The organism is Microbacterium sp. cf046 (assembly GCF_900114345.1).
Taxonomy (GTDB): Bacteria; Actinomycetota; Actinomycetes; order Actinomycetales; family Microbacteriaceae; genus Microbacterium.
In genome coordinates this window covers 989,380-1,015,388 of the sequence record NZ_FOZJ01000003.1, presented here as the reverse complement: position 1 = coordinate 1,015,388, position 26,009 = coordinate 989,380, and the positions used below count along the sequence as shown (strand labels likewise).

The following is a 26,009-nucleotide window of genomic DNA, read 5'->3' as shown; positions in this document are numbered from 1 at the left end:
GGGCGGCCGGGGCGAGTGCACGAGTGCAACAGGCCTCGGCGCACAGGGCGGGCGCGGGCGGTGCGGTTCTCTCGCTAGAGAGGTCCGCGCTGGTCTTGGTTTCGCTATTGCGGGTGCTCGCCAGTACGCGCGGAAGGCGTCGACGTCGCGTTGGGTGGATCGATATCGATCGCTTCGCTGACCGGGCTGGTGTCCGTCGCAGCCTCAGTGATCACATAGACGACCCAGCCCACCATCGCGACCAACCCTCCGCTGACGAGTACTGCTCCCAACGGGCTCACATCAAGGCCGCACGGCCCATCGCCGAAACGGGGGACACCCTCCAGGGGCACGCCTTCAGTCCAATAGTCGTAGATGGTGTACCCGAGACCGAGGTAGGGCGCCACCCAAGCTGCAGCGCCGAAACCGACGCAAAGCGCCGCTGCCGCGGTTCCACCGCCACGGCCCGTGCGCTTCAGCCAGAGCGCGCAGCCCACCACCCACAACAACGCAATCAACGTGGTTACGACAATGGTCAGCCGATGATTCGCCCACACTTCCGCCCGCACCACGCCCGAGTCGATTACCGCCCACCCACACGCGGGAACGGTCGACACGAGCAGCGCGGCCGCGGACAGCCAACCGAGCGCTGCTGTCCCGATCGTCCACGCCAGGATCCACGGCCACGTCCGTGTCATGCCGCACCCGCGTCCACCGGCCACCCCAAGGATCCGTGGAGTGCGGCGAAACAGGAATCGCCCATTGACCCCCTCCGTCGACCCGCGCATAGGCGAACGCAAGTAGCCAACCCAGCCTAGGTTCTGGCGTGGCAGAAGACGGTCGCCGCGGTTCGAACAGCGATCGGCGAACGCGCGAGCATGTCGAACGCGGGGACACCGGTCAGACGCGCGCCGCGCCCACGAAAGGTGCCTCAGCTGGACTCTTCGTTCCAGCACTCGGGCCCGCGCTGTGTGGTGAGCACAGGAGACCAATACGCACATGCGCTTGTTTCGTTCCACCGCAAGATCGCCCAGTGGTCGTCGTGTGGGACGACGTCGTAGGAGTACTCAACAGTGACGTGTTGCGGTTCCGACAGTTGGATGTCATCGGGGTCGCGTTGCACCGTAAAGCGCTCTTGGGTCGTCACGGTGTATTGATAGTCCGGCCCGCGGATGTCGGTGACCGCGAATTCAATGTCGGTGACGGTCCGAGCGAACGCGCGTGCCCTCGCCTCGAAGGTCGCGCAATCGGTGATACCCGCGCGCTCCTGCTCGCGCTGGGTGGTTATCGCGAGGTAGGTCGCACAGTCTGCGTCGCGCCAGGCATGTACGAACGCCTCGACTGTTTCGGTGACTTCGCGCTTGTCCACCTTCAAGAACTCCGGCTCCGTGAGAGGGGCCCGCGCGGGAGCGACAGTCGCCGCGACGACCACAGCCATGGCTAGGACGGCGAGAACAGCGAAAACAGTTCCCCACACCCAGCGCAACCTGACGAGGCGAAGCTGCGCTCCCATCGCTCTCCTCTTCGAGCGGAGACCCGGCTCCGTCGAAGTCACTTTACGCAACGGAGGGAGCTTGCCCCGAACGGACAGCGACCGACTTCCGAGCGGGGCGAGCAGAGATTCGACGAAAGGGGCATTTAGAGCGCGAGAAACGGCGAGTGATTGTCCACGGTGTGGCCGCGCGCTCGACGGCGTTAACGTTGTTCAGTGTCCGGGCCGACGATCTTCATTCTTGTCTGGAGTGTGTTGGCGATCAGCGCAGGGCTCTGGGCTGCGATCAATCCCGAGGCGATGTGCGGATCGCTGAGAGTCAGCGCAGGCGCCGACAGCCCCCACCTCACACCCGCCCCTTCCGCATCTGGTGGAACCGAATCGGTGGCTTGGTCTTCGTCGGAATCGGTATCACGTTGATCGTGCTAGTAGTCCTTGGGATCATGCCACCGCGATAAGTTGGCCTCTGGTCATCCGCGGGCCAATGAAGCAACTCAGCATTGCTGGCGGGATCCGGGCATTTGAGCCGCTTGCAGCCGTTCGCCGGCGCGTAGACGCACCGTCGTCCGGGCGGCGCCGGTGTCCCGCGGCGCAAGCGCTCGCCGGCACGCTGAGGACGATGCGAAGGCAATGGATGCTGCGGATCAACGGGCGACTCGCTCCCAGGACGTTCGCGAGCGCCCCTCATCCCTTTCGGAGGCGAGCCAAGAGCTGATCGCGCCCATCGCCGCTGACCCAACGGAGGTCCACGTCAGTCTCGGTGCGACCCGACGCGTCCGGCACGGTGGTCGGGTCGAGGCGAGCAAGTGCAACGGTGTACTTGCCGGCGTCAAGTTGCGCGAACTGTGCCTCCGGACCCACGTTGTCGCCTGCGTATGATTCCACGGCGCCGTCGGGTCGTATGAACCACTCCTCCGTTTCGACCCACGCGTCCCGCGCCTTCGACACCCGCCACCATCGACTCGGACTCCACTCGAAGCCACTGACCGAGGCGCGAACATACACGTACCCCACGGTGCGGCCCGAGACCAATAGTTCGCCGAACTGCGAGTCCCATCGATGGGGCGGTTGCTCAGGGTCGTTGCTCATCGACTGACCTTACCGAGAGCCGATTGGCTCGCTCGGTGAGGGACCGGCTCGCGTACGCTACAAACCCGGCGCTCGTAGCCTCCGACGCGGCGTCCCGGCAGTTACGTCGACGCCGCGCCGAGTCAACTGCAGGCTGAGGGCGCCGTCCAGTCGATACACGACGGCGAGCGGGCGAGTGCATAGAGTGACGGCGTGCGCTTTCGGGCTGGGAGTCAGGTGTCGGGTGTTGTTCTGCGGTCGCTGGCGGTGACGGCCAGGACGCGTGTGGAGACCTTCCGGATGCTGATCGATGGCAAGTCCATTGAGACGTGGGACCTCCCGAGCGAAGATGAGGCGCCGCTTGGACAGTTTTCGTTCGCCGGTGTCGTCGGGCAGCCGATACTTCTCTGGGACGCGCGAGCCCCCGTCCTGGACGCGACTAAGACCCTGACCTTCTTTGCAGGGAACGTGAACGGCTATGCGCCGCCGGAGTGGGTGGAGATCATTGCAACCGCGACAATCCCGCTCTCGGAGGGTGAATTCTGGTCCGTCATCGACACGCTCGGGCGTCGAACGTGGGAAAAGACGATCGACCACGCTGCCGCGGTCCTCGCCGGGCGCGGCGAGATGTTCGCGCAACGGTGGGAGCAGTCCGCCGCGTTGAAAGCGCTGCCGCTAGCTGACCTGTTCCGCGCGGCGGGTGTCGAATTGCAAGATCAGCTTCACTACATCGGCGCAACCCTCGGCCAAGGCGCCGACGCATACGCGCGCGTGCTCGAAGATCCCACGATGTTCGACGGCGCATGGCTCGCGGATCTCTCCGCCCAGGTCCTCTTTCTCGGTTCGCGCGCCTTGGACCGCTTGGCGCCAAGATCCCAACACATCGCTGTCCGGACGTCCTTCACCGACCGACACACCGAGATCATCGCGGCATCGGTCGCCGAGGCCGAGGCGTATCGCGTGTCCCTCGGGTTTCCCCCCGGCCGCCGCGAACCCCACTATCGGATCGCCCGCACACTCGTCGAGTGCGAGGACGGCTACCGGGAGCGGCTGTTCCTCTTCGACGGTCACGGGATCGACGAGGGTAACGTCGCGCGTGTCATGGCGATCTCGGACTCCTTCGGCGGGAGAGCGATCGCAGGCCCGGAGTTCAGCACCGCCGCGGGTCTGGGCGATCTCTTCAACGATGAGGTCTTCGAGATCAAGCGCCGCAGCACTCTCGCGATCGACGACTACCTCCGACGCTATGTGTCGACACCCGAAGAGACGACACAGCCACCAGCCCAGTAGGCACGCGAACAAAGGTCACCCCCAGAACTGGAACCCGGATGCTCCGAAGACGCAAGGGTCCATGCGCCGATCCCGCACGGTCAAGGACCGCCCAGCGTTCGTTACTGTGTCGGTCTGCGGCTGATGGTGGCGCGCGTGGTCACCGGTTCTGTTGAACGTAGGCCGTGAGACGGGCTAGCGCTCCGTTCCATACTTCGTCGACGAAGAAGTCTCGGATCTCGGGCATCGGGAAGCCTGTTTGCACGATCGTCATGCGGGTGCCGTCGCCTTCCGCTGCAAAGTCGATCGCGATGCGCGTGGTCATGGTCATGCCGTCGGGGCTCGTTCCGGTGGACTCGGTCACCAGCCGGCGCGGTCGGTCGATCTCGAGGAACGTCTGTGTCTCGCGGAACAGCGTGTCGACATCCGGACCCCACACGGCGGTTTGCGTGCCGCCGATGCGGAGGTCGACCTCGATCTCGACGATGCCGGGTCGCTCATCGAGGATGCTGAACCAGATCTTCTGCTTCTCGGCGTCGGTGTACGCGTCGAACACCTCGTCGGGGGACGCGGGTATCACGCGGGAGATCCGCAACTCCAGCGGCGTGGTCGTGTCGGCCATCAGTGCGTTCCTTTCAGCGCGGTGAAGTATGCGTCGAGTCCGTCGAGGCGGCGTTCCCACAAACGCTGGTAGTAAGTGATCCACGCCATCGCATCATCCAATCGTTCGCCGCCGAGTCGGCACTGCCTGGTGCGGCCGATCTTCTCGGTCGTCACCAGCCCGGCGTCTTCGAGGACTCGAAGGTGCTTAGCCATTCCGGTGACAGTGATCCCCGCGGCATCCGCGAGCACGGACACCGGCGCCGGCCCGTCCCCGAGGCGCTGCAGGACGTTACGACGCGTGCCGTCCGCCAGCGCGGCGAAGGTTCTATCGAGTTCGGCTTGTTGAACCATGAGGTTCAGGATAGGCCGCCACGCTCACCGTCCGCAGGTCGCGCAGAGCATGCGCCGCGAGCGCGGAGATCAGGCCCAATTCGATCGCCGAGCTGATCACGAGGCGGATCGCGAGGCTCTCCGGGCTGCCAAACGCGGCGATGACCAGCGCCGCGACGAGGGCGGTGAAGCACACGACCGCCCACCCGCGATTCCGGTTGCGCGCGAACAGCACGATGAGCACCACGGCCGCGGCCGTGAACGCGAGCTGAGTGAGCACGAACCCGACTTGATGCACCGCGCCGTGCCAGGACATCTCCGGCGCACCCTCAGGCGCGCCCGCGGGAAAGCCTGCGCCGGCGTCGGTGACGAAGATCCCGGCGATCACGAGACCGCACCCCATCACGATCACGAGCGCCCCCGCCCACCGCGCGAGCCTGCCCGGTCGGAGGGTTCGCCCCAGCCCGATCCCGCCGCCGACGATCAGCAACCCGGTGACGATGAAGTTCGCGACCTGCACCCAGCCCCCATCACCCAAAGCCAGCAGACTCATCGGATGAAATGTCGGCCGGAACCCGTCGCGAGTGAACGCTTGGAAAGCCCACACCACGACGAACAATGGCGTCGCGACAACGGCACCGGTGAGCAGCATGCGGGTCGAACCGTTCATAACGCCTCCCAAGACTGAACTAATCGGTTCAGTATTGCATAGTGAACCGGATAGTTCAATCTCTCTGTGACAGCGTTCCTCCGACGTGACATCGGCAACCGTGCCGCGCGCTCAGCCGCCGTGGCGCGTACGCGGACGCCGTTGTCCGAGTCAGGGCGACTCGAGCAGAACCGTGAGGGCGGCGTTGTCGACCACGTGCCAGTGCTCGGTGATCCGCCCGTCGATCAACCGATAGACATCGGCGAATCCTGCGCCCTTGTCGTCGACTTCCAGACGTGAGAGCACCGACACGAGGTCGCCCGCGGCGATGATCACCGACGGCGCATACCGGCCCGACGGGACAGCCTGCCACAGTGCGGCCAGCTTTGCGACGACCCCCGCAACCCCATTGTCATCACCCGCCGGATCGTGGTCCACGAAACCGGGATCAAGGAAGCTGTCGACGGCTGCCGTTTCGTGGCTCGCGCCGAGCACCTCGCTGAAGAAGCGAACAACCACCGCAGCGTTCGAACGCGCAATCGCGGAATCAGCCACAATCACCGGCGCACTGAGGTCCATTACCATCGAGTTCCCTCCCTTGATCCGGCCACTACCTAGGGCCGATGTTCCGATGTGTCCCGCCGGCCCGCTACCTCCGGTGGCGGCGGAGGTAGCGGCCCGCCCGGAGGAGTGGCCTGGAGCGCGGAGAACACGCACATGAGAAAACTCACCGCAGCTCTGGCGACGCCGCCCGCGACTCCCGCGGCACGCCTCCACCGCTTGCCGCCGCTCATGACCCAATCGTCGCCGCTCCACCCACCGATGTATAGGCAACGCGGTCACGGGTCAAGCATCGGTCGACTGAGCCGCGCGCGGGGCTACCGCGCTGCGCGCGGACGGCGGATGTTGGCCTACAAGCGTCGACTCAGCGGGTTGGGAGGCGTACCGTCGGGTCCATGGCCGAGCGAGCAGCGGACCGCGTCACGGTGCCCGACGTCGTCGACATGCCCTTCCACGTCGGTCGCGACATCGCATCGGCAGCCGGCGTGACACTGGCCAATCCTGACCCCGATGGACCACCCATCGGCGCTCTGGCGTGGCCGGGACTGTTCTACATCACCTCTCAACGCCCTGAAGCCGGCACCCTTCTCTACCGATGGGACTCGGTCGTCGTGGAGATCGTGGAGCACGGCGATGCAGAGTCGAACGCACTCCGTGATAGCAGCGGACCGCCACCTCAGGACACGGCGCACGCCGCGCCGGCACACGACCTGCACATCGACCTCACCGACCGCCCCGACAACGCCTAGGCAGACGTTACGCGGAGCGGCCGACTGCGAACGTTGAGCGACCGGCTTCCGGCCGCTGTGGTCGAACCGACGGAAGCCAATAGTGCTGGCCGGTCCGTTGCTACGAGCGGGTCGCTGCGCGCCCATCACTCACGATTCGCAAGGAGTTGTTGTGACCTGTCCGTTCGGGTAGATCCAGAGCCCGTCGGTGTACTCGGAGAGCCCGTCAGTGTCGAAGACGCCGAAGATGAACTTCAAGTCATCGAGCGATTGCCCGCCGTAGACGTGCACCTGAGTGAAGTCCTCCGTGATGGGCACCGCTTTTGATTCCGAGTAGGTCACACCTGGTGGCGGCTTGGTCACGGAGAACTGTGTGCCCGGGGCGACTCGATAGGACCCTTCGCCGCCAGCGGCGATCTGAAGCTCGCCGTCCAATTCGGTTGTCCGGTACTCGATAGACAACGCCCTCATGCGCGCAGTCGGCTTACCGCACCACTTGAACGTCAGATCCCCGTCGATCACGGTCATCGCAAGAGGTGTGTCCGTCGGCCTTGTCGGAAAAGGGAAGGGCAAACACGACGCCATCGAGATCGCGAGAAGGCCGCAAGCCACCAGCGCCAGAAGACCCCATAGCCGTCGATCGAGCGCTGAGCTCAAACGCACACCCCTCCCCGGACATAGACCTTGACATCGCGCTTCTCAGGACCTGAGCCACAGCCGCACACGCTATTGACTGGTCGCAAAGGTAGCGCGAATCCGCTCACAGCGACGGCTTGGAATTCCCTCTGTGCACTTGCACCGGTGAGCGACCGGCCCACGGGCCGCGGGGTGCGTTGCAACTTCTTCCGGCGGCACATCTTGGACCTTGGCGGCGAGTTGCGGCGAGCGTGGCACCATGTGTTGGTGGGAATCACGAAGCGGCTTATCTTGCGCGCGGCTGTGTTGATCCCGATCGGGGCGGTGCTGATCTGGACCGGCTTGGTGGTGTTGTCGTTGGTTCCCGAGCTGACGATCGACAACGTGGACGAGCTGCTCGATGACCGGCGATACGTGGTTCTCTCTCGATTTTGGCCCATCCCTTTCGGGCTCGGTGTGTCCTTCCTCCTCGCTGCCGGGCTGCTCGCGTTGCGTTCGTGGCGGATGTCGCTGATCAAGGCCGCGAATCCCTCGGCAGTCATTTTGGAAGTCGTGGTGTCGAAGAAGAGCAAGAAGGAGTTTGCCCATTCCGCCCCGCTGCTGAGTTCCGGATGGTCGCACGTTCTGATGATTCGCGAGGACTCGGTGTCTCTGTGGTCTGGGCCGCCGCTTCGACAGAAGGAATACATCGATGCCGCCAACGTCCGAACACTCGAGTACGTGGACACGCACGAGCGCGGGGCCGTGAGCGGTGGTCCAATCATCCTGGAGTGGACGGACGTGTTGGAGTGGAAGACTGCAGATACCGATCGCCGACTGGAACTCGTCCCCATCGGTGGGGGTCCGCTCGGCAACTCCGCGCTCCCGCCGCGGATGACCGCGGACGCGATCTGGCGAGCAGGTGCACTGATCCCCACATCGCTGACAGACGGAAACCTCGGCGGATCGCGAGGGTCGGCTCAGTCCTAGACGAGCCGACCGCTGAGGCACCGGCTTGCGGGCGGACTCACCTCTACTCAAAGTGGGCGGCCGGGATGGTTCGGTCCGGACAAGTGTTAGACGCCAACTCAGCACCCATTACTCTCACAGGTAAGGGGTGAGCATGTTTGTCGTGCATCGAGCAGAGACCGGGATAGTGCTCGCGGAGGAGCTCGCGCGGTTACTCGCCGACCCCCTGGAAGATCCCTTTGCGCCCGAGATCGTCGCCGTACCTGCGAAGGGCGTGGAGCGCTGGCTGACGCAACGCCTTTCACTGCGCCTAGGGACGTCCGGATTCGACGTCATCGCGCCCAGGGACGGGGTATGCGCGAATGTCGCCTTCCCCTCCCCTCGGCAAATGCTCGATGATGCAGCCGCCGAGAGCTCCCCCATGATTGGGCAAAGGTTGGCGGCCTGGGCGCCATCACGTCTGACCTGGTCGGTCCTTGCCGCTCTGGACGAGAACCTCGACGAGGACTGGTGCCGACTGCCGCGCCAGTACCTGTTTCCGAACGGCGCAGGCCAACGAGAAGTGCCGGATCGACGGTTAGGTTTCGCGGCTCAGGTTGCTCGGCTGTTCGACGCGTACTCCCACTCTCGGCAGGAGATGCTTAAACGGTGGGCAGCCGACGAGTATGTCCTGTCGGAAGGTTCGCCGATTGCTGCTGCTGAGCGGTGGCAACCTCGACTTTGGCGAAGCGTGATGGACAAGCTCGGGGGCACATCTCCTGTCGACCTGCAAACTCAGCTTGTCGAAGATGTGAGGGCTCACCCCGAGCGGGCAACGCTGCCGCGCCGTCTGAGCGTGTTCGGCCCGAGCCGGGTGACCCGACGCGACCTCGAGATGCTCTACGCCCTCGCAGAGCACCGGGACGTGCACGTATGGCTGCACCACAGTTCCCCTGCTCTGTGGGAGTCCGTCTGCCGCTCAGCCGTCGCTGTGCGCCGATCTGAGGACGTCACGTCCCTCTCCAATCCGCTTCTACGCAGTCTGTCGCGTGACGTTCGTGAACTGCAGATGCTGATGCGCACCTATGCGCCTGCCCACACGTCGATCCACCACCCCTCACCCGCGCGGACCGGGAACACCGACCTGCTGAGAAGGGTTCGGGAGGACCTAGCCAGCGACATCGTTCCCGAATCACCCACCGTCCTGGCTGCTGCAGATAGCAGTGTCCAGGTGCATGCCTGTCACGGTCGCACCCGGCAGGCGGAAGTGCTCCGCGAAGTCGTGGTCGGATTGTTGGCGGATGATCCCACTCTCGAACCACGAGACCTCCTGGTCATGTGCCCCGATATCGAGACCTTCGCGCCGTTGTTATCAGCGGTGTTCGGGCCCCGATCCCCGGGTCTCGAGACACACCCGGCGGAGCAGATTCGAGTGCACATCGCCGATCGTGCCCTCCACCAGTCCAATCCCGTGCTTGCCGTCCTGGACGCGCTCCTCCAGTTCGGCACGGCACGCCATACCGCGAACGAGGTGCTCGAGTTCGCTGAGCTGCCGGCGGTTGCCCGACGTTTCCGCTGGGATGACGAAGCCCGCGAGCAGCTGCGCGCGTGGACGCGCGCATCGAATGTCCGGTGGGGACTAAACGATGCGGATAGGAGTCAGTGGCAACTGTCCATGGTCACTGACGGCACCTGGCGGAGAGGAATGGACAGACTGCTGCTCGGCGCCGCATTCGATGCAGCCAGTGACGACGCACCCACCGTGGCGCAACTGCTCCCCGCGGACGACATCGACTCCGCTGACCTGGACCTGCTGGGACGGTTCGCCGAGTTCCTCGACCGGGTCGATGCCGCACAGACTCTGCTCACACAACCGCACACCGCGGCGGAGTGGGCGGACATCCTTCGCCAGGTGACGATCGGCCTGACGTTGCCGGACCCGGACGCGCCGTGGCAGGGTCTCCAACTTCGCGAGCTACTGCAGGAGGTGCTCGTCGACAATGCTGGCGGAGCCGCCCCACGTTTGATGTTGACCTTGCAGGAGGTCCGCCCGGCGCTGCGGGAGGCGTTGGCGGGACGTCCGACCCGGGCCGGGTTCCGTACCGGCGCTCTCACGGTGTGTGAGCTCGTACCGATGCGGTCTGTTCCCCATCGTGTAGTGATTCTGCTGGGGCTGGATGACGGGGCCTTTCCTCGTCAAAGTGTCCGCGAAGGAGATGATCTGCTCGCCCGCGACCCGTGGATCGGCGACCGCGACCCTCGCAGCGAGGATCGCCAGCTGTTCCTGGATGCAATCGGCGCAGCCAGCGAACGGCTCATCGTCATCTACACCGCGCACGATCAACGCACCGGCGCCCCGGTACCCCCAGCCGTTCCGTTGAGTGAACTATTCGATGCCCTCGACCGCACCGCGATTGGCGCCGACGGACGATCAGCGCGGGAAACGGTCACTACCCACCATCCGCTACAACCTTTCGATGCGCGTGCATTCATCACTGGGGCCTGGGCGACCGCGCGCCCGTTCAGTTTCGATCCGCGCGCATATGCCGGTGCGATCTCGTCGGCGCAGGATCGTTCTGCCCCTCCCCTGTTGACAGATGAGCCATTGCCAACACTGGCGCTCGCCGATGTGGCGTTGGAGGACCTCGTGGCATTGCTGTGCCATCCTGCACGGGAGTTTCTGCGTCAACGACTGCAAATCAGTACCACCGAGGTCGATGAGGGACTGGAAGACACTCTCCCGCTTGAGCTGACCGCTCTTGAGCAGTGGGCGTTGGGGGATCGGGTGTTGCGTGAGCTTCTAATGGGGAGTGACACCGCCCGGATCCGTGACCGTGAGCTCGCCCGAGGTACCCTCCCACCTGGTCCGCTTGGCACCCAAGTGCTGAGTGTCGTCGGGTCCCGCGCAGAGGCGATCGCCCGCGCTGCCGACGCACCGCTTCTCGAAGAGGCGGAGTCCTACGAGATCGACGTCGACCTGAGAGACGGAACCCGGCTACTTGGCACTGTCAATAACGTGCGCGGTACCTGTCTCACCGGTATCGGGTACGGAGCCCTCAGTCCCCGGCACCGGTTGAGTGCGTGGCTGCCAGCTCCTCGCCCTGACCGTGACCTTCCCGAACCAGCCTTGGCAGGCCGTAACGCTCGGTCTCGACCGAGACCGGACGCAATGCGCCCGCAGCACACTGCGGCCTGTCAGCGCCGAAGTAGCAGGCCGGCTCATCCGCCAATATGTCGCCCTATACCGGGACGGGTTGCGGGCGCCTCTCCCAGTTTCCCCGCGCAGCTCCGAGGCGTACGCTGCGCGGCGCTCTAATGGGACGCCACCGCCTCTCGCCCGCTCCGAAGCTGCACGACAGTGGAACGACGCGTGGAATGTCCCAGGGGAACAGTCTGACGATGCTCACACGCTGCTGTTCCGCGCTGCCGCACCGTTCGAGGTGCTGCTACGAGAAGCCGCCAGTGACGACGACTACTTTCAAGGTTGGCCTAGGGACGAGGAGGGCGACCGCTTCGGCGTGCTGAGCAGACGCCTGTGGGGTCCGCTACTGGGATACGAAACCCGGGACACCATATGACCGCACCCTCACACTTCGATGTCAAAGGACCGCTGCCCACGGGGACGTCGGTGTTGGAGGCGAGCGCCGGAACCGGAAAGACGTACACCATCGCTCGCCTGGTGTCTCGCTACATCAGCGAGGGGCACGCTCGGATGGACGAGCTGTTGGTTGTGTCGTTTAGCGAAGCGAGTTCTCGGGAATTGCGAGACCGGGTGCGTAGCCGGCTCGTCCAGGACCGTGATGGGGCGATCGGTGTCGCGCGCGATCGGCTCGAGCAGGCACTGGCCGATTTCGACGGGGCGACCGTGACGACCACCCATGGGTTCTGCTATGCGATGCTCCGTGAGCTGGGGACTGCGGTGGACCACGACACCGACGCATTGCTGGTCGAGGACCTCTCTGCGATCGCCGCGGATGTTGCCGACGACCTCTACCTACGCAAGTGGGGGTTCCCCGGTGCGGAGACCGCAGCTCTCGCCCCCGCAGAATTCCACGAACTGACGCAGCAGGTCACCCGTGATCCGGTCACCACTTTGGTCCCCCATCCCGGTCAAAACGTGCCGGCCGACGTGCAGCTCCGGGCGCGGATCGGCACTGCGATACGCGGGGAGGTCGCACGACGGTTGCGCGCCGGACGCCTCCTCACCTACACCGACATGGTCACCCGCCTCGACTCGGCGCTGCACGACACGCACACCGCGGACGTCGCAGTCAGTCGCCTGCGGGCACGGTATTCGATCGTGCTGGTCGACGAGTTCCAGGACACCGATCCTGTGCAATGGCGCATCCTGCGAACCGCGTTCCACGGCCACTGCACCCTGGTCCTCGTGGGTGACCCGAAGCAGGCGATCTACGGGTTCCGTGGTGCCGACGTCCAGGCATATCTCGACGCTCGTCGAGCCGCGACGACCATCGCTACCCTGCCCGCGAACTACCGCAGTGATCCCGGCGTGCTCGACGGTCTGGCCGCCTTGTTCGCCGGAGCCGCGCTGGGCGACCGAGCCATCACCGTCCCCAGGGGGTCCGCAGCCGTCGAAGGCCGCATGATCGACAGCGGCGCTCCGGTCCGGCTGCGGATCGTTCCTCGTGACGGACACCCGCTGACTGGTTCCGGCGACATAAGAACCGACGCCGCCAGGACTACGATCCGTGACGATGTGGCCCGGCAGATCGTTGACGTCCTCGGCGCCCCACTACGGCAACGGGACGGCATCGTACGAGAGGTCAGTCCCGGCGATATCGCCGTGATCGTCCGCAACAACGCAGAAGCAGAACAGATCCGAGACCGTCTCCGTCGTGCGGGTGTACCCGCTGTGGTGTCCGGACGTTCCAGCGTTTTCACCACCGACGCAGCTGCCACCTGGCAGTACCTGCTGGACGCGCTCGAACAACCCCACCGCACCGCCCGGGTGCGACGCCTGGCGGTCAGCTCGCTGGTCGGATGGACAGCAACCACATTGCTCGAGCACGTTGACACGCTCGCTCTGCACCTGCGGCAATGGGAACCCGTCATTGTCAACAACGGAGTCGGTGCCCTGTTCGAACACGTGCAGTCCGACATGCGCGTCCAGGAGCGCCTGCTCCGCCAGCCCGACGGGGAGCGGCTCCTGACAGACCTTCGACACCTTGCAGAAGTCTTGCACGAGGAACAGACCCGCAACGCCCTCGGCCTGGCCGGGCTCGCGTCCTGGCTGCGCCGGCGACGACGCAACACCGATGACGCCGCCATCGAACGCAGCCGCCGCCTCGAAAGCGACGCCGCCGCCGTGCAAGTACTCACATCCCATATGAGCAAAGGGCTGGAGTTCCCCGTCGTGCTGGCTCCCTCGCTCTGGGACCACCGGCCGCGGCCCCAGACATACCCGCGCTTCCACGATGGTGGCGAACGGTTGCGAGACATCGGCGGGCCCTCTGGTCCCGACAACGCCGCGCACGTACAAGCGAACAAGGAGGAGGATGCGAACGAAGAGATGCGTCTCGCGTATGTCACCCTCACTCGAGCTGCCGCCCTCGTGATCGCATGGTGGGCCCCCACCCAAAACAGCTCATCCGGGCCTCTGACCCGGATCCTGCTGCACACCGACCCGACACGCGTCGCACCGTTCTCGATAACGATGCCCAGTGACAGCGATGTCCTCGCTCGAGCAGAGGACCGCGCTACCACCAGCCGCGGCGCACTCCACGTCAGCACGATCGCATCGCAGACCCTAGATGCGCCTCCTCAGTGGGTTGCGCCCGCGCCGGATGCGGTGGAGCTTCGTCTTGCGTCCTTCGACCGGCCCATCGATCGTGGGTGGCGTCGGACGTCCTACACGACACTCACCAACTATCCAGCCCAAGCGCATGCCATCGCGAGACCCTTCGCTGACGATCTGGATGCGGCACTCAAGAACGACGAGCAAGACATCGCCGACACGTCGCTCCTGTCCGCGCCGGCCGAAGACCCCGACGCCGACCTGCGCCAGTTCCCGACTCTGTGGGCAACACTGTCCAGTGGAACCGGATTCGGAACCCTCGTGCACCGGGTGCTCGAGCAATACGAACCAGAGTGCGACCTCGCCGAACTGATCACGTCCCTATCCCCCGGTTACAGGCACACCGCGACGCTCAGTGAGGCGCTTCAACACGCCCTGAGCACGCCGCTGCAACCGCTCTTGGACAGCTCCTGGTCCGCGATCAACGCAGGCGACCTGATGCGGGAAGTGGGATTCGAACTCCCCCTCGCCGGAGGTGACATCCCCCACAGCGCAGCCGCTACCCTTGCCGGGCTGGTCGACCTGTGGCGTCAACATGTCCCCGATGGAGTCCTGGCCCGGTACGCTGACACGCTCGCCCGGCTCGCCACCGAGGACGCGGCGCCCACGCTGCGCGGCTACCTGACCGGATCGATCGACGCACTCCTGCGCATCCGTGCGGACACGGCCACCGACGAGCGGTATGTCGTCATCGACTACAAGACCAACCGGCTCACCCCCCGAGATGAACCGCTCACCGCCTGGCACTATCGACACACCGCCATGGAGACGGCGATGATCGACGCCCACTATCCGCTGCAGGCCGTGCTCTATTCCGTCGCTCTGCACCGCTACCTGCGGTGGCGGCGCCCCGGCTACGATCCGGACCGGCACCTCGGCGGCGTCCTCTACTTGTTCCTCCGCGGCATGAACGAAACGAACCCGCTCGACCACGCCGGCTTCACCCCAGGCGTGTTCACGTGGAAGCCACCCGTACGCCTGATCACCGAGTTCTCCGACCTGCTTGCGGGAGGCGATCAGTGACATCCCTACCGTCGGTTGCAGATATCGCGCAACGGGCGACTGGCGTGCTCGCCGCGTTCCACCAGCAGGGGATCCTCACCCCGGCCGATGTGCATGTGGCGTCCCGCCTCGCCACCCTCCTCCACGAAACCGACGAGGGCGTCATCCTCGCCCTCGCGCTCGCTGTTCGCGCCGTTCGCCACGGCTCTGTACTCATTGATCTGTCCTCGATCGCGCAGACTACCTCCGCTAGCGGCGACGCGGAGACTTCGGATAGTCCCGGCGTCCCCTGGCCCGAACCGGGCGCATGGGCGGCCGCCTGCGAGGCCAGTGCTCTCACAAGCGGGACTGAAGCCCCGTTACGCCAGCAAGGGACACGGCTGTGGCTGACCAAGTATGACGCGCAAGAACAGCGTGTCGCCGACCAGCTCCGCGCGAGGACTCGAACACTGCCCGACGATCTCGACCTCGCAGAGTTGCGTGCTGGCCTCGACCGACTGTTCCCTGATCCCGCCGATGCTGACCAACGCCTCGCCGCGGCGATCTGCGCGCTCCCCCGGGTATCTATGCTCGCCGGTGGCCCCGGCACCGGCAAGACCACGACCGTGTCCCGGCTGATCGCGCTCCTTCGCGAACAGCGCCCACAGTGGCGGATCGCGCTCGCAGCGCCGACCGGGAAGGCGGCGGCCCAACTCGGCGAAGCTGTCGCTCGATCTCGGAAGACACTCCCTGACGCGGACCAGGCCCGCCTCTCCGGCCTCGACAGCACCACCTTGCACCGGCTACTCGGTTGGCGCCCCCGACCGCACTCTGGGTTCCGGCACGACCACACCGACCGGCTTCCGTTCGATGTCGTCGTGATCGATGAAGCCTCCATGGTGTCGTTGACCATAATGGACCGGCTTCTGGACGCCCTGAGCCCCGCCACACGACTCATCCTCGTCGGCGATCCCGATCAGCTCGCGTCCGTGGAGGCCGGTGCTGTGCTTGCCGACATCGTCGGCGACACCGCTCCGGGACTCCGCACCGCCCCGTTCCTCGCAGCGCTCGAGACGGTCAACCCCAACAGTGGATCGATCCCAGCGCAACCCACGCCGGCGCACTGCCTTCGCAACGGTAGCGCCCAGTTGACTATCAACCACCGATTCGACGCGTCCTCCGCGATCAGCGCACTGGCATCAGCAATCCGTGCTGGGCACATCGGCGACACCCTGGATATCCTGCATGCCGGCGACACCGGCATCGAATTCGTGGAACTTGACGACAACACCCCGCCCAGCGGAGAGGTGCTCGGCGTCGTTCAAGCCGAAATCGAAGCATGGGCCGAGGCCCTCCGTACCGCGACGCTACGCGGCGACCGCTACCAAGCACTGCAGGCGTTGGAGAGTCAGCGGCTCCTGTGCGCGCATCGCCGCGGCCCGCGCGGCGTGCAGCACTGGGGCGCCCTCGCCAAACGATGGGCAACGTCCGACGCGTCCAGCTCAGGTTCTCCGAGCCTGGACGCCCACCATTTCGGTGAGCCGCTCATCTTGACCGCCAACGACTACGAAATCGGCCTCTTCAACGGCGACACCGGCATCGTCGCCCCACCACCCGATCAGCGATCTGACGCCACACAGGCATGGTTCGACCATGGTGGACAACCCGTCACCGTTCCACTTGCCCGTCTCGGCGCCGTACAGCCTGCGTACGCCATGACGGTACATCGTACCCAGGGCTCCCAGTTCAAACGCGTGACCTTGATCCTCCCTACGGCCACCTCGAACCTCGCGACCCGCGAGACGCTGTATACCGCCGTTACCCGCGCGGTACACCACGTCCGTGTGATCGGCTCGATCGAGTCCATCACAACTGCTGTCAACACACCTATCGCGCGCGCCACGGGTCTCCAGACGCGACTTACTTTCGATGCGAGCTGACCCCCGTCTGTACGACATCGGGACCGGCGGGCGGGCGACTTCGACCTGGTTGATGTCTGAGGCTGGCTGGAGAATGTCGAGCATGTCTCGGCTCTATACAAGGAATGGTCGTCCACTCCAGCACAGCGGCGGTCAACTCTGGGCGGGATCCGGAACCTACGTCGGCACGATCCGGGGGAAGTACGTCTTCGACACCTCCGGCCAGTACGCCGGAACGGTTGATGGGGATCGCGTGGTCTACCGTGCTGTCGACTCTGCGCGCATCGCCAGTCCGACCATCGCTGCGCCTCGCGTGGGACTCGCGGTCGCTCCCGCTGTGCCTGCGGCGATCTTGGGCGAGGAGCCGCAGTTCCCGAGTTAACGGCGCCGACACGCCGCTCCTAACTCGAAGTGGCATTCCTTTCACTCGATGCGCTAGCCTTGAGATCCGGCTGCCGCGCGAGAGGAACCACACATGGCGATCCACACCCCGAAGACCCGCGAGGAGCTCGCTGGCTACCTCTCCCCGCTGCGTCTTGCCGCTGAGGTGTTCGAGCACGCCGTGGCCGCCGGCGCTGCTGAAAGCCGCACGTACTCCAAGGGTGCACCGAAATCTGCGCCGAACATGACGCGCTGGTTCCGCACGGTGGAGTACTTGCACGACGAGCTGATGCTGTTGAAGCTCGACTGGAAGCGTTCTGATCCCGAGAACCTTCCGTACTTCTCGCAGGCAAAGCTCAACCTGGGTCTCATCACGAGCAGCGGCGACGAGTTCACTGGTGTGGCTTGGGGTACCCCCAGCACGAAGAATCCCAAGGGATCCGCGTTCGCGAAGCGTGTCGACGCGAACGGCCTGAGTGCCCTGATCCCGCACCAGACCGCCGACGGCGCCGAAATCGACGTGAAGTATCTCTGGATCCTGCTCTACAACGAGCGCGACGGCATGGTGTACCTGGAACTGTCCCGCCCGAAGTCAATGGCCGGCAAGCAGATCGACAGCTGGCTCGAACGCATCATCTTCCCGCCGTTCGACCTCGCGCTCGGTGCCTTCGCGTTCGACGAGACCGAGGCGGACGACGAGGACTTCGGCTTCACCATCGCCCGGCGCTGACGGGACATAGGTGCCGACGATGAGCACGACCTTTATTCCGGAGCGCCTTGAGATGGCGCGCGCAATCCGACAGATGACAGGGGTCGAGCTGGCTGCCGCTACGGGCATCACCGCGCCGTGGATCTCCCAGATCGAGAACGTAAAGAAGACCCCTGGCTCGGAGCTCGTCCGCGAGTTCGCGCGCGCCCTGAACTTCCCCATCGAGTTCTTCTACCGTCCCGTGAAGAGTCAGCCTCCGCTGGACGCATTCCACTTCCGAGCAACCTCGAAGCTCGCCAAGAAGGATGAGGCCACGGCGCGCAGCCTCTCGACGCTCGCCATCGAGCTATCAGACTGGATCGAGGCGACGTACCACTCTCCGCCGCCGAATGTCCCAGAGCAGCAAGACCTGATCGGGTCAGACGACGAACTTGCCCCGGAGCAAGCCGCGGAGGCTGTTCGTGGTGCATGGGGACTCGGCGTCGCGCCCATCAAGAACCTCTTGCAGCTGCTCGAGTCCAAGGGGGCGATGGTCTACTCGGCTGGCGGGCCACTGCAGGCTATCGATGCCTTCTCGTTCCGCCACGGCGCGACGCCGGTCATCTTCCTCAACGTCCACAAATCCGCAGAGCGCCTTCGGTTCGACCTGGCGCACGAGCTCGGCCATTTGGTCATGCACGGCGGATCTCTGAACGTTGAACCTGGCAAGGAGAAGGAACAGGCCGCCAACGACTTCGCCAGCTCGTTCCTCATGCCGCGCTCCGACGTAATCGGCGCCATTCGCGGCAACAACCTCATGCTCGAGGACGTGCTGATGTTGAAGCGCCGCTGGCGCGTCAGCGCGATGGCGCTCAACTTGCGTGCGCACCGAATCGGCGTCATCTCCGACTGGACTTACAGCACGCTCGCCAAACAGCTCTCGATGGCCGGCTTCCGCCGCGGTGAACCGGGATCGGATCTACGCGCCGAGTCATCGAGTCTTCTCACCCAAGTAATGAGCGACATGCGCAGTCGCGGTCAGGGCTTCTCAGAGCTCGCCCGCCTGCTTGATGTCCGGGCGCAAGACGTCCAGGACCTCATGCTCGGGATCGTCACGTTCGCCATCCAGGGTGAAGGCATGGTCCGCTCGAGGAGCGCGGCCGATCTTCGCGATGCTTCGCTCACGCCGGTGGCAGACCTCAACGCGCGGCGAGGAGCACGCTAGTGTTCCGGGGCACCATCGATGCGCGGGAGTTGACCAACGCGAGTATCTTTCCTGGATACCTCTGGATCGACCGATAGAGGGCAGGGGTCGCTGTCGGGAGTGCCCTGGCCGGCGCGCGTGTAACCTATCGAGCTGACGCGGTGAATCGCGTCAATTGCCACGGTCTCTGATCGTGCTCGAAACGGCCGCGCCGTGCGGCAGGTTGCGCGCTGCACCTTTGCTTTCGTCGTGTTTGTCGCCACGACGAAGCAGTTGCTCACGGAGCACGCGCTGAGCGCCTTTGGGCTCACGCCAGCCTCTTGAATGGCGCGCTGATGTCCATCTCACAACTACTCGCCTTTCACCTCGGCGAGCCCTGTCCTTCATCACTAGGGGCGTCTACAACAATTGGCCGAAGTGCCGCGCGATGCGGTCTGGGCACGCGAGCTTCTGGCTCGCCAAGGGGAGAATCACGGCACCATGCGACTGAGCAAGCTGCGCATCGATAACCACAACCGGCTGACGGATGTCGAGATTGAGGTGCGCGAGCACCTCGTTCTTGTCGGTGCGAATGACGTCGGCAAGAGCTCGGTACTCCGCTGCCTTCAGCTCGCGCTCGGAGCCTCCGCGGCGCAGCTTTACGCACAGATCACGAGCGAGGACTTCAGGGACGCGAACCAGGATCTCGTCATCGAGGTCACGCTCGTTGACTTCTCCAAGGACGAGGAGGCTGCGTTCCCTGACGAGATCAACGCGGATCCGAACGGCGGCCCGTCGACGATGACCGTCCGAGTGACCGCCTCCGTCGACTCCGAAGATTCACTGAGCATCGAGCGCATTGCGGTTGGATCTGGCACTCGTCGCCAATTGTCGCGAGTGCAGCTCGAGACGATTGGCTGGCGATTCCTCGGCGCGACATCGCAGTCGCGGGAGCTCCGGAGTGACCGTCGCTCCGCCCTCACGGATCTTCTCGCAGCGGTCGAACTTGGCGTCGAGCAGGCTGACTTCGACAAGGCCGTCGAGACTCTGACCGACACACTTGCCGACTCGAAGGTCCTCAAGCAGGTCCGCCAGGACCTCGCCTCCCAGCTGACCAAGGCTCTCCCGAACAAGGTCAAGACGAAGGATCTCGCGTTCGTTCCTGGATCGAGCGCAGATAAGGACGCGCTGAGCGACGTTCGGCTGCATGTGCAGAAGGACGGCGCCCTTCGCGACCTGGCGGCTCAGTCCGACGGAACGCGCGCTCTTTACGCCATCGCGCTGTACGACCTGACCAGCTCCGGCGCCAACGTGGTGGGTATCGACGAGCCCGAAATTCACCTTCACCCCACCAGCCAGCGCAGCCTGGCGCGCCTCCTGAAAGCCAGTGGCAGTCAGAAGATCCTCGCCACCCACTCGCCAGACATCGTCGGCGCATTTAACTCAGACTCAATCGTGCTGGTGCGCCCTGGCGGCCGGATCGTTCAGCCGAACGCTGGGTTCCTTTCACAGGACGAGCGCACCACGGTCCGATGGTGGGTCCGTGACCGCCTTGAGCCGCTCACCGCAGCTCGAGTGATCGCTGTCGAAGGCCTGGCCGACCGCATCATCGTCGAGCGGGCCGCAGAGCTCACCGACCGCACGCTCGACCGTCTCGGGGTCTCGCTCCTCGAAGCCAACGGATTCGGGGACATGGGAGCCATCGACACACTCTTCGGCAAGGACGGCTTCGATGTCCCCGTCTCGATGCTGATTGACGAGGACGCTGAGAACAAGGTCGCCAAGCGCCTCGGTGTCGCCGTGGCTGATCTCAACACCAACTTCGTGTGGGTCTCACGCCTCGATCTCGAGGATGAGTACGTCCGTGCTATCGGCGGAGGCGCGCTCGCGACTGCGCTCCAGGCATCCACTCTTTTCAAGCCGAACGAGATCGTGTTCCTCAAGGCTTCTGGGCCGGGCGGAACCTTCACGGATGCCGATGTGGCTACGTTCTGCCGCACGAAGAAAGTGCAGTCCGCGCTTGTTGCAGTGACTCTCATGGGCGAGACCGACGCTCGCGCCATCACCAGCATCGAGGGAATGCTCGCGCAGATCGAAGCCGCGCTGTGAGCGTCGAGCCCACCGCTCTCCAGCTGCAGGTTCGCGACACCCCTGATCTCGGCCTGCTTGTCGTGGCACCCGCCGGCTGCGGGAAGAGCGAGGCGCTCGCTCTCCGGGTTCAGGGCATGATTCGTCGTGGTGTCGCCGCCGGCCCGCGTCGCATTCTCGTCGCGACCTTCTCAAACCGCGCAAAAGACAACATTCGCGAGCGCCTCCGCAGCTATCTGACTGCGGCCGAGCTCCGCGACAAGGTAACCGTGATCAACTTCCACGGATTGGCTTCGCGTCTCTACCGCTCCCATGCCGCGGCGATCGGACTCGACCCCGAGTGGGAGCTTCCGGAGAACGATTGGGTTAAGGAGCAGTGCCAGCGTATGGGGCTGATCTATGGCCAGATCTCGGCCGTGGACAAGGCGCTTCGCCAGGCGAAGCAGGACATGGTCGATGACGACGAGGTGATGCGGCGTCTTGAGGCTCTAGGAAACCAGGATGCGATCGAGGTGGAACGCGTCCGCATCAAGGACCAGCAGCTGACCTACGACGACCTCCCTCGGATGGCCGAGCTGATCCTGGCCAACGACGCGGTCGCCGGTCTGTACAGCGCCCACTTCGCGGCGGTCGTGGTGGACGAGTTCCAGGACCTCACTCCGCAGCAGCTCCGCATGATCAATCGGATCGGGGCTGGTCGCACGACGTATGCGGGCGACCTCGCCCAAGGCATCTACGGATTCACCGGCGCAAAGCCGGACGAGATTCTTGCTGCGATCGTGGCCGAGGTGGCCACGGTGGTTGAACTGACCGAGTCGCACCGCTCCTCGCCCGCGGTGCTTGCGGCTGTCAACGCGCTCACCCCACTTACTCTCGGCTCCGAACTCGCGTGCGCTGCGCCGGATACCTGGCCTTCTGGCGGGATCGCCGCCGAAGTTCACCACCAATCTGCGGACAGCGAGGCCGAGTGGCTAGTGAAGCTGGCGAAGGCGATCATGTCGCGCGCACCCGGTCAGCGGATCGGTGTGATCTCTCGTATCGGCTCCCGCCGGCGATTCGCCGATGCCGCTCTCGCTGCGGAGTCAGGGTTCGAGGTGCATCGCTGGGACGACGGCGTCCTCGACACCGAGACGGCCCGTCGCGTTCGGTCCACGCTTGCGAACGTCGACAGCGCAGCGGTGCTCACGTCGAAGGATCCCATTGAGGCTCTGCGCGACCTGGCCGACTTCCACGAGCTCCAGGATCCTGCCGACCGACTCGCGCTCGCTGATGCGCTTGGCTGGATGCTGGAACTTCTCACACAGGGGCTCGCGCCCACTGATATCGCCAAGCGAGTTCGGGTTGGCGACAACTCCACTCTGCTCACCCGTCCCGGCGTTCACCTTCTCTCTGGGCACGCTGGCAAGGGCCAGCAGTTCGATTGGGTGTTCACGATCGGTGTCGAGGACGGTAACGTGCCATTCTTCGAGGCGAAGACTCCGGAGGCCCTCCTCGAAGAGGCGCGGGTGCTCTCCGTCATGATGTCCCGTGCCCGTCACGGTGTGGTGCTGAGTCACGCGACTGCCGTTCCCGCGCTGAGCGGCACCGTCTGGTCGAAGGATCCGTCGCGGTTCCTCACGGCAGGACTTCGGGCCCAGCTCACGGATGCCGCGGGTTTGGTCGAGTGGTTCAAGGCCGCAGATTGGGAGGCCGTCGCAGGTCGCTGACGGTCCCCGCTTTGGTGCCTCCATGACGCAAGAGTTCGAGAACCCGTGGGCCTAGTGCGCAGTGCTTCTCATCTCAATCAGGATGACCCGATGCCGATGAGGCCGATGCCGATAGCCGTGAGTCGGGTCATCGGGTCGCTGAATAGGATGCGCGCTCCGAGCGCCGTCAGCGCGACGCCCGATGCCGCCCACACGCCGTAGGCAATCCAAATGGGCATCCCCCCAATAAGTGCCAGCGTCAGCAGTGGGAGCGCGACTGCGTAGAACAAGCCGATAGACGATGCCTGGCCCGATTGAAAGGCGCCGAGAAAGGATGACGTTGTTTGGGTGTGCTGGAACCGAGCGAGGCGGTCAGGGTCATCGCGATCGCACGCGACGGTCCCGCTTCCGTTCGCCGCCCGCATGGGATCCCTAGCTGCGCCGACATATGACGCGAGTTCGCGATGTTTGTCTGAAGGTCGTCGATTGAGGCAGCAAAGCCGAGGAGCTGGCCCTCTTGGGCTGCAGGGGGCGAGACTGCAGCGGCGTTACATTACGATTTGCCATAGGTCGGACAGAGCTCCTCCGTTCGCCCTGTCTGCCTCGACGTGCCAACCTGATCTGCTCCATGCCGCGGCCAGACTGGCAGCTAGGGGTCTACCACTAGCGATCGCAGCGTTCGATCGCGCTCGCGCCGCGGGTAGATCCGCTCCGATCGCTTCGAGTTCGGCCGCGATTTCGCGGAGTTGGGCTGCGTACCTGTCACGGACAGGCCCAGGTACCGTTTGTTGCGAGGCAGCCGTTGTGAGAATCAACTTTGCGGCGAGTCGGCCGGTGGCCGAGCCTTGCCATCGCGTTCGGGCGCGTTCGATGCGCAGCGCCGCGCGGACGTGGTTCCGTGCGCTTGCCAGGTTGCCGCTTGCTCGAGCCACCTCTGCTTGCTGCAACTTCCAGAACATGTGAGTATCGGCCCTGGCAGCGGCGCTGGCCTCGAGTCGTCCCAGTTCGGTACGCGGAGGTACTCCTCCCGCCGACGCACCGTAGAGAGTCAGCTGGATCCAGCAGTGTTGATTGGCGCCGACTGCAACCGCGCCGTTCGCGGCCAGACGCGAAAGCTGTTCAATTAATCGAGGCTCCGGCCCGTTTGTAACTAGAGAGAGCTCCAGGAGCTTCCACTCGAGCGCAGCGGCTTGGCCGGCATCGGAGTAGAAGGTCTCTTCGAGGTCCTCGGCGAGCATGTTCTTCGCCTCGTCGACGCGGCCGAGCACTTTCAATACATCTGCGTGCCAAGTGAGCAGGTTGACCCAGTTCCCAAGACCCACTTGCGCCTTCGTGAACGACCTTCCGAGTTCTCGGAACGCAGCTTCGGCATCGCGGAGTTCACCCCGGGCGCTTTGCCGTTGAACCAGTCGGGTTCGGATCAAGAATTCAGTCGTCCCATTTGCTCTACGCGCGAGAGCCATGTCGAGCGGGTCCGCGAGCCAATGTAGGCGCGTCGCGGGAAGGGTCGCCGCCACCTCGTTGGCCACGGACTTGAATTGGGCACTGTAACTCCTGGTCACCGGCCAGAGAAGCGACACAAGCGCCTTTCCTCGGCGACCTTCTCGGCGCAGCACCCTTGCCCGCAGCTTGGCTGCTGCAATCCGCGCCTCCCGCTCTTCCGACGGAATCTTCACCTTCCGCAAGATGGCAACGGCTTCTTCGCCCATTCCTTGATTAGCGAGAACAGCCGCCACCGCGAGCGTGCGTCGCCACTCGACGACCTTGCAGTACTCCTCGACTATCGCGACCGATGCACCTTCGACCCCGCGACTGGCAGCGATCGGGCCAGCTGGATCGGCCGTCCCCGGGGCGACGGTGTCGAGAAAGTCAGCGATGGTCGATCTGCGCTCGTCAACATCGGTGGTTGAGTGGTCGCGAAGCGCATCTAGCAGTCGTCTCGCTTCAGGCTCTAGCTCCTTCGACCGCGCAGCAACCGGGTCCGATGGATTTTCACCTTCGCTCGGATACACCAGCCATGTAAGTGATGCCGGCGGGTACTTCAGGAGGAGCGGCTGGATGTCACGGTCGCGTGCGCTGTACCCAGCGACCACGACGTGCTTACCCAAGAGGGCGGAGGCGAAGTCCGCCTCAACCGCCGGGCCGAGTTCAGCAAGGTATTGGGAGATGGTGGTGGAGATCTCGTGGGGCGCGTTCCAACGTCCGTGAAGGTGTGTGATGTCGATGCTCTGGTGTTGCGCATCGGCGGCCTCTTCGAGAAGCGTGTCCATGTTGACGGTGAAGTGTCGGACGTCTGGGAGACCGGCGAGTCTGGAATGGTTCCGGTTGAACGCGTTGGATTCGACGGCGATGTAGGCGGTCACAAGCACCGTTAACGGCATGCCATGAGGCCCCATCGTCATGACATCAAGCAGCTGCTCCAGCCTCAGTCCCTTTTCGGTGATCTTTTGAGAAATCGCCTTTGTGGCAAGCGCAGGTACATCGACGGTCATGGCCAGCGATTCCCACGCTGCCACGGCCAACTCCTCACCGCTTGGCAGCTTCGACGGCGCATCGAACGAGATCCCAGCGCCTGTGATCACTGTCTGGATCTCCAGTTTTCCCACTTATGTCCTCTCTGGCTGCGGGCGCTAGTCGCTCGATCTTGGACAGTATGGCGCGGCCTCAAGGGTAATGGGGCCGACATCGGCGCGCTCTGAGTCCGCGATCGCAGGCCACGCAAGGGCGGGCGAGAAAGACGCCGCTGAACGCTCGAGAAGCCGAGCGCTGCGAATCCCCTCACGCGAACTCCGCGACACCCCTTCGAAGCAGTAGCGGTCCCCTCAACGGGAAGACTGTGAAAGATCCGATTACCAGCGTCCGGTGACGGATCGGCGAGAGATCCTGACAAGGTGGGTGACGTTTCTCGAGGACGCTACGACCAAGATCGAAGACTTGACCTTCGTCTCGCGGGTGCCGCAGCGACTGTTCGACTCTGTCAGTGGCCATCCCCAACTCCGAAGACCCACGGTCAAATCGGCCCCTACC

20 protein-coding genes and 1 pseudogene are annotated in these 26,009 nt (G+C 64.7%); 11 read left to right on the top strand and 10 right to left on the bottom strand.

The window, feature by feature from the left end:
- Positions 1-104: 104 nt before the first annotated feature.
- From BM349_RS17100 to BM349_RS17090, 3 genes are all read right to left on the bottom strand, one after another.
- On the bottom strand, positions 105-677 hold the full coding sequence (locus BM349_RS17100; RefSeq protein ID WP_091708661.1) for a hypothetical protein: 573 nt from the start codon (positions 675-677) through the stop codon (positions 105-107).
- A gap of 233 nt (positions 678-910) precedes the next feature.
- Positions 911-1,492, bottom strand: coding sequence for a hypothetical protein (locus BM349_RS17095; RefSeq protein WP_091708659.1), 582 nt, complete (start codon positions 1,490-1,492; stop codon positions 911-913).
- Positions 1,493-2,155: 663 nt separating this feature from the next.
- The gene (locus BM349_RS17090; protein WP_139230963.1) at positions 2,156-2,560 is read right to left on the bottom strand and encodes a hypothetical protein; all 405 of its coding nucleotides are present in this window, start codon (positions 2,558-2,560) and stop codon (positions 2,156-2,158) included.
- Between the two features lie 279 nt (positions 2,561-2,839).
- Between BM349_RS17090 and BM349_RS17085 the strand changes: the two genes are divergently transcribed.
- Positions 2,840-3,829: a hypothetical protein gene (locus BM349_RS17085; RefSeq protein WP_175525348.1), complete on the top strand. Its 990-nt coding sequence runs from the start codon at positions 2,840-2,842 to the stop codon at positions 3,827-3,829.
- A gap of 139 nt (positions 3,830-3,968) precedes the next feature.
- Here BM349_RS17085 and BM349_RS17080 read toward each other — a convergent pair whose 3' ends face one another.
- From BM349_RS17080 to BM349_RS17065, 4 genes are all read right to left on the bottom strand, one after another.
- Complete coding sequence (locus BM349_RS17080) at positions 3,969-4,430, bottom strand: SRPBCC family protein (protein WP_091708651.1); 462 nt, start codon at positions 4,428-4,430, stop codon at positions 3,969-3,971.
- Complete coding sequence (locus BM349_RS17075; RefSeq protein WP_091708649.1) at positions 4,430-4,762, bottom strand: ArsR/SmtB family transcription factor; 333 nt, start codon at positions 4,760-4,762, stop codon at positions 4,430-4,432. Before BM349_RS17075 ends, BM349_RS17080 begins: the two co-directional genes overlap by 1 nt.
- Positions 4,737-5,411 carry a DUF998 domain-containing protein gene (locus BM349_RS17070; RefSeq protein ID WP_091708647.1) on the bottom strand — a complete coding sequence of 225 codons (675 nt, stop codon included), beginning with the start codon at positions 5,409-5,411 and terminating at the stop codon, positions 4,737-4,739. The genes BM349_RS17075 and BM349_RS17070 overlap by 26 nt, the downstream gene beginning before the upstream one ends.
- A 150-nt stretch (positions 5,412-5,561) precedes the next feature.
- On the bottom strand, positions 5,562-5,975 hold the full coding sequence (locus BM349_RS17065; protein WP_091708645.1) for a nuclear transport factor 2 family protein: 414 nt from the start codon (positions 5,973-5,975) through the stop codon (positions 5,562-5,564).
- A 371-nt stretch (positions 5,976-6,346) separates the two neighbouring features.
- On the opposite strand from BM349_RS17065, the gene BM349_RS17060 reads away from it, so the two are divergent.
- Positions 6,347-6,700, top strand: coding sequence for a PASTA domain-containing protein (locus BM349_RS17060; RefSeq protein ID WP_091708643.1), 354 nt, complete (start codon positions 6,347-6,349; stop codon positions 6,698-6,700).
- A gap of 129 nt (positions 6,701-6,829) precedes the next feature.
- Here the strand turns inward: BM349_RS17060 and BM349_RS17055 are convergent, their stop codons facing one another.
- Positions 6,830-7,207 (bottom strand): hypothetical protein, encoded by a 378-nt coding sequence (locus BM349_RS17055; RefSeq protein WP_091708641.1) that lies wholly within the window; start codon positions 7,205-7,207, stop codon positions 6,830-6,832.
- A gap of 375 nt (positions 7,208-7,582) precedes the next feature.
- On the opposite strand from BM349_RS17055, the gene BM349_RS17050 reads away from it, so the two are divergent.
- The 9 genes and pseudogenes from BM349_RS17050 to BM349_RS17010 all read left to right on the top strand — a co-directional run bounded on the left by BM349_RS17050 (position 7,583) and on the right by BM349_RS17010 (position 23,003).
- Positions 7,583-8,284, top strand: coding sequence for a hypothetical protein (locus BM349_RS17050; protein ID WP_217645693.1), 702 nt, complete (start codon positions 7,583-7,585; stop codon positions 8,282-8,284).
- A gap of 133 nt (positions 8,285-8,417) precedes the next feature.
- Positions 8,418-11,318, top strand: a pseudogene (gene recC / locus BM349_RS17045) (exodeoxyribonuclease V subunit gamma); the annotation flags it as partial.
- A 1-nt stretch (position 11,319) separates the two neighbouring features.
- Complete coding sequence (locus tag BM349_RS19120; protein ID WP_368086683.1) at positions 11,320-11,820, top strand: hypothetical protein; 501 nt, start codon at positions 11,320-11,322, stop codon at positions 11,818-11,820.
- A complete protein-coding gene (locus tag BM349_RS17040; RefSeq protein WP_091708633.1) occupies positions 11,817-15,080 on the top strand; it encodes a UvrD-helicase domain-containing protein in 3,264 nt (1,087 codons plus the stop codon). The genes BM349_RS19120 and BM349_RS17040 overlap by 4 nt, the downstream gene beginning before the upstream one ends.
- Positions 15,081-15,124: 44 nt before the next feature.
- The gene (gene recD, locus BM349_RS17035) at positions 15,125-16,978 is read left to right on the top strand and encodes an exodeoxyribonuclease V subunit alpha (RefSeq protein WP_217645692.1); all 1,854 of its coding nucleotides are present in this window, start codon (positions 15,125-15,127) and stop codon (positions 16,976-16,978) included.
- A 454-nt stretch (positions 16,979-17,432) separates the two neighbouring features.
- Positions 17,433-18,068, top strand: a complete 636-nt coding sequence (locus tag BM349_RS17025) for a hypothetical protein (protein WP_091708631.1) — start codon at positions 17,433-17,435, stop codon at positions 18,066-18,068.
- A gap of 19 nt (positions 18,069-18,087) precedes the next feature.
- Positions 18,088-19,251, top strand: coding sequence for a helix-turn-helix domain-containing protein (locus tag BM349_RS17020; protein WP_091708629.1), 1,164 nt, complete (start codon positions 18,088-18,090; stop codon positions 19,249-19,251).
- A gap of 396 nt (positions 19,252-19,647) precedes the next feature.
- Positions 19,648-21,318, top strand: a complete 1,671-nt coding sequence (locus tag BM349_RS17015) for an ATP-dependent nuclease (RefSeq protein WP_217645691.1) — start codon at positions 19,648-19,650, stop codon at positions 21,316-21,318.
- The gene (locus tag BM349_RS17010; protein WP_091708624.1) at positions 21,315-23,003 is read left to right on the top strand and encodes a UvrD-helicase domain-containing protein; all 1,689 of its coding nucleotides are present in this window, start codon (positions 21,315-21,317) and stop codon (positions 23,001-23,003) included. Before BM349_RS17015 ends, BM349_RS17010 begins: the two co-directional genes overlap by 4 nt.
- 77 nt (positions 23,004-23,080) lie before the next feature.
- Here BM349_RS17010 and BM349_RS18865 read toward each other — a convergent pair whose 3' ends face one another.
- Positions 23,081-23,221: a hypothetical protein gene (locus BM349_RS18865; RefSeq protein ID WP_254773971.1), complete on the bottom strand. Its 141-nt coding sequence runs from the start codon at positions 23,219-23,221 to the stop codon at positions 23,081-23,083.
- 309 nt (positions 23,222-23,530) lie between these two features.
- Positions 23,531-25,588: an SIR2 family protein gene (locus tag BM349_RS17000; RefSeq protein WP_091708620.1), complete on the bottom strand. Its 2,058-nt coding sequence runs from the start codon at positions 25,586-25,588 to the stop codon at positions 23,531-23,533.
- Positions 25,589-26,009: the final 421 nt, after the last annotated feature.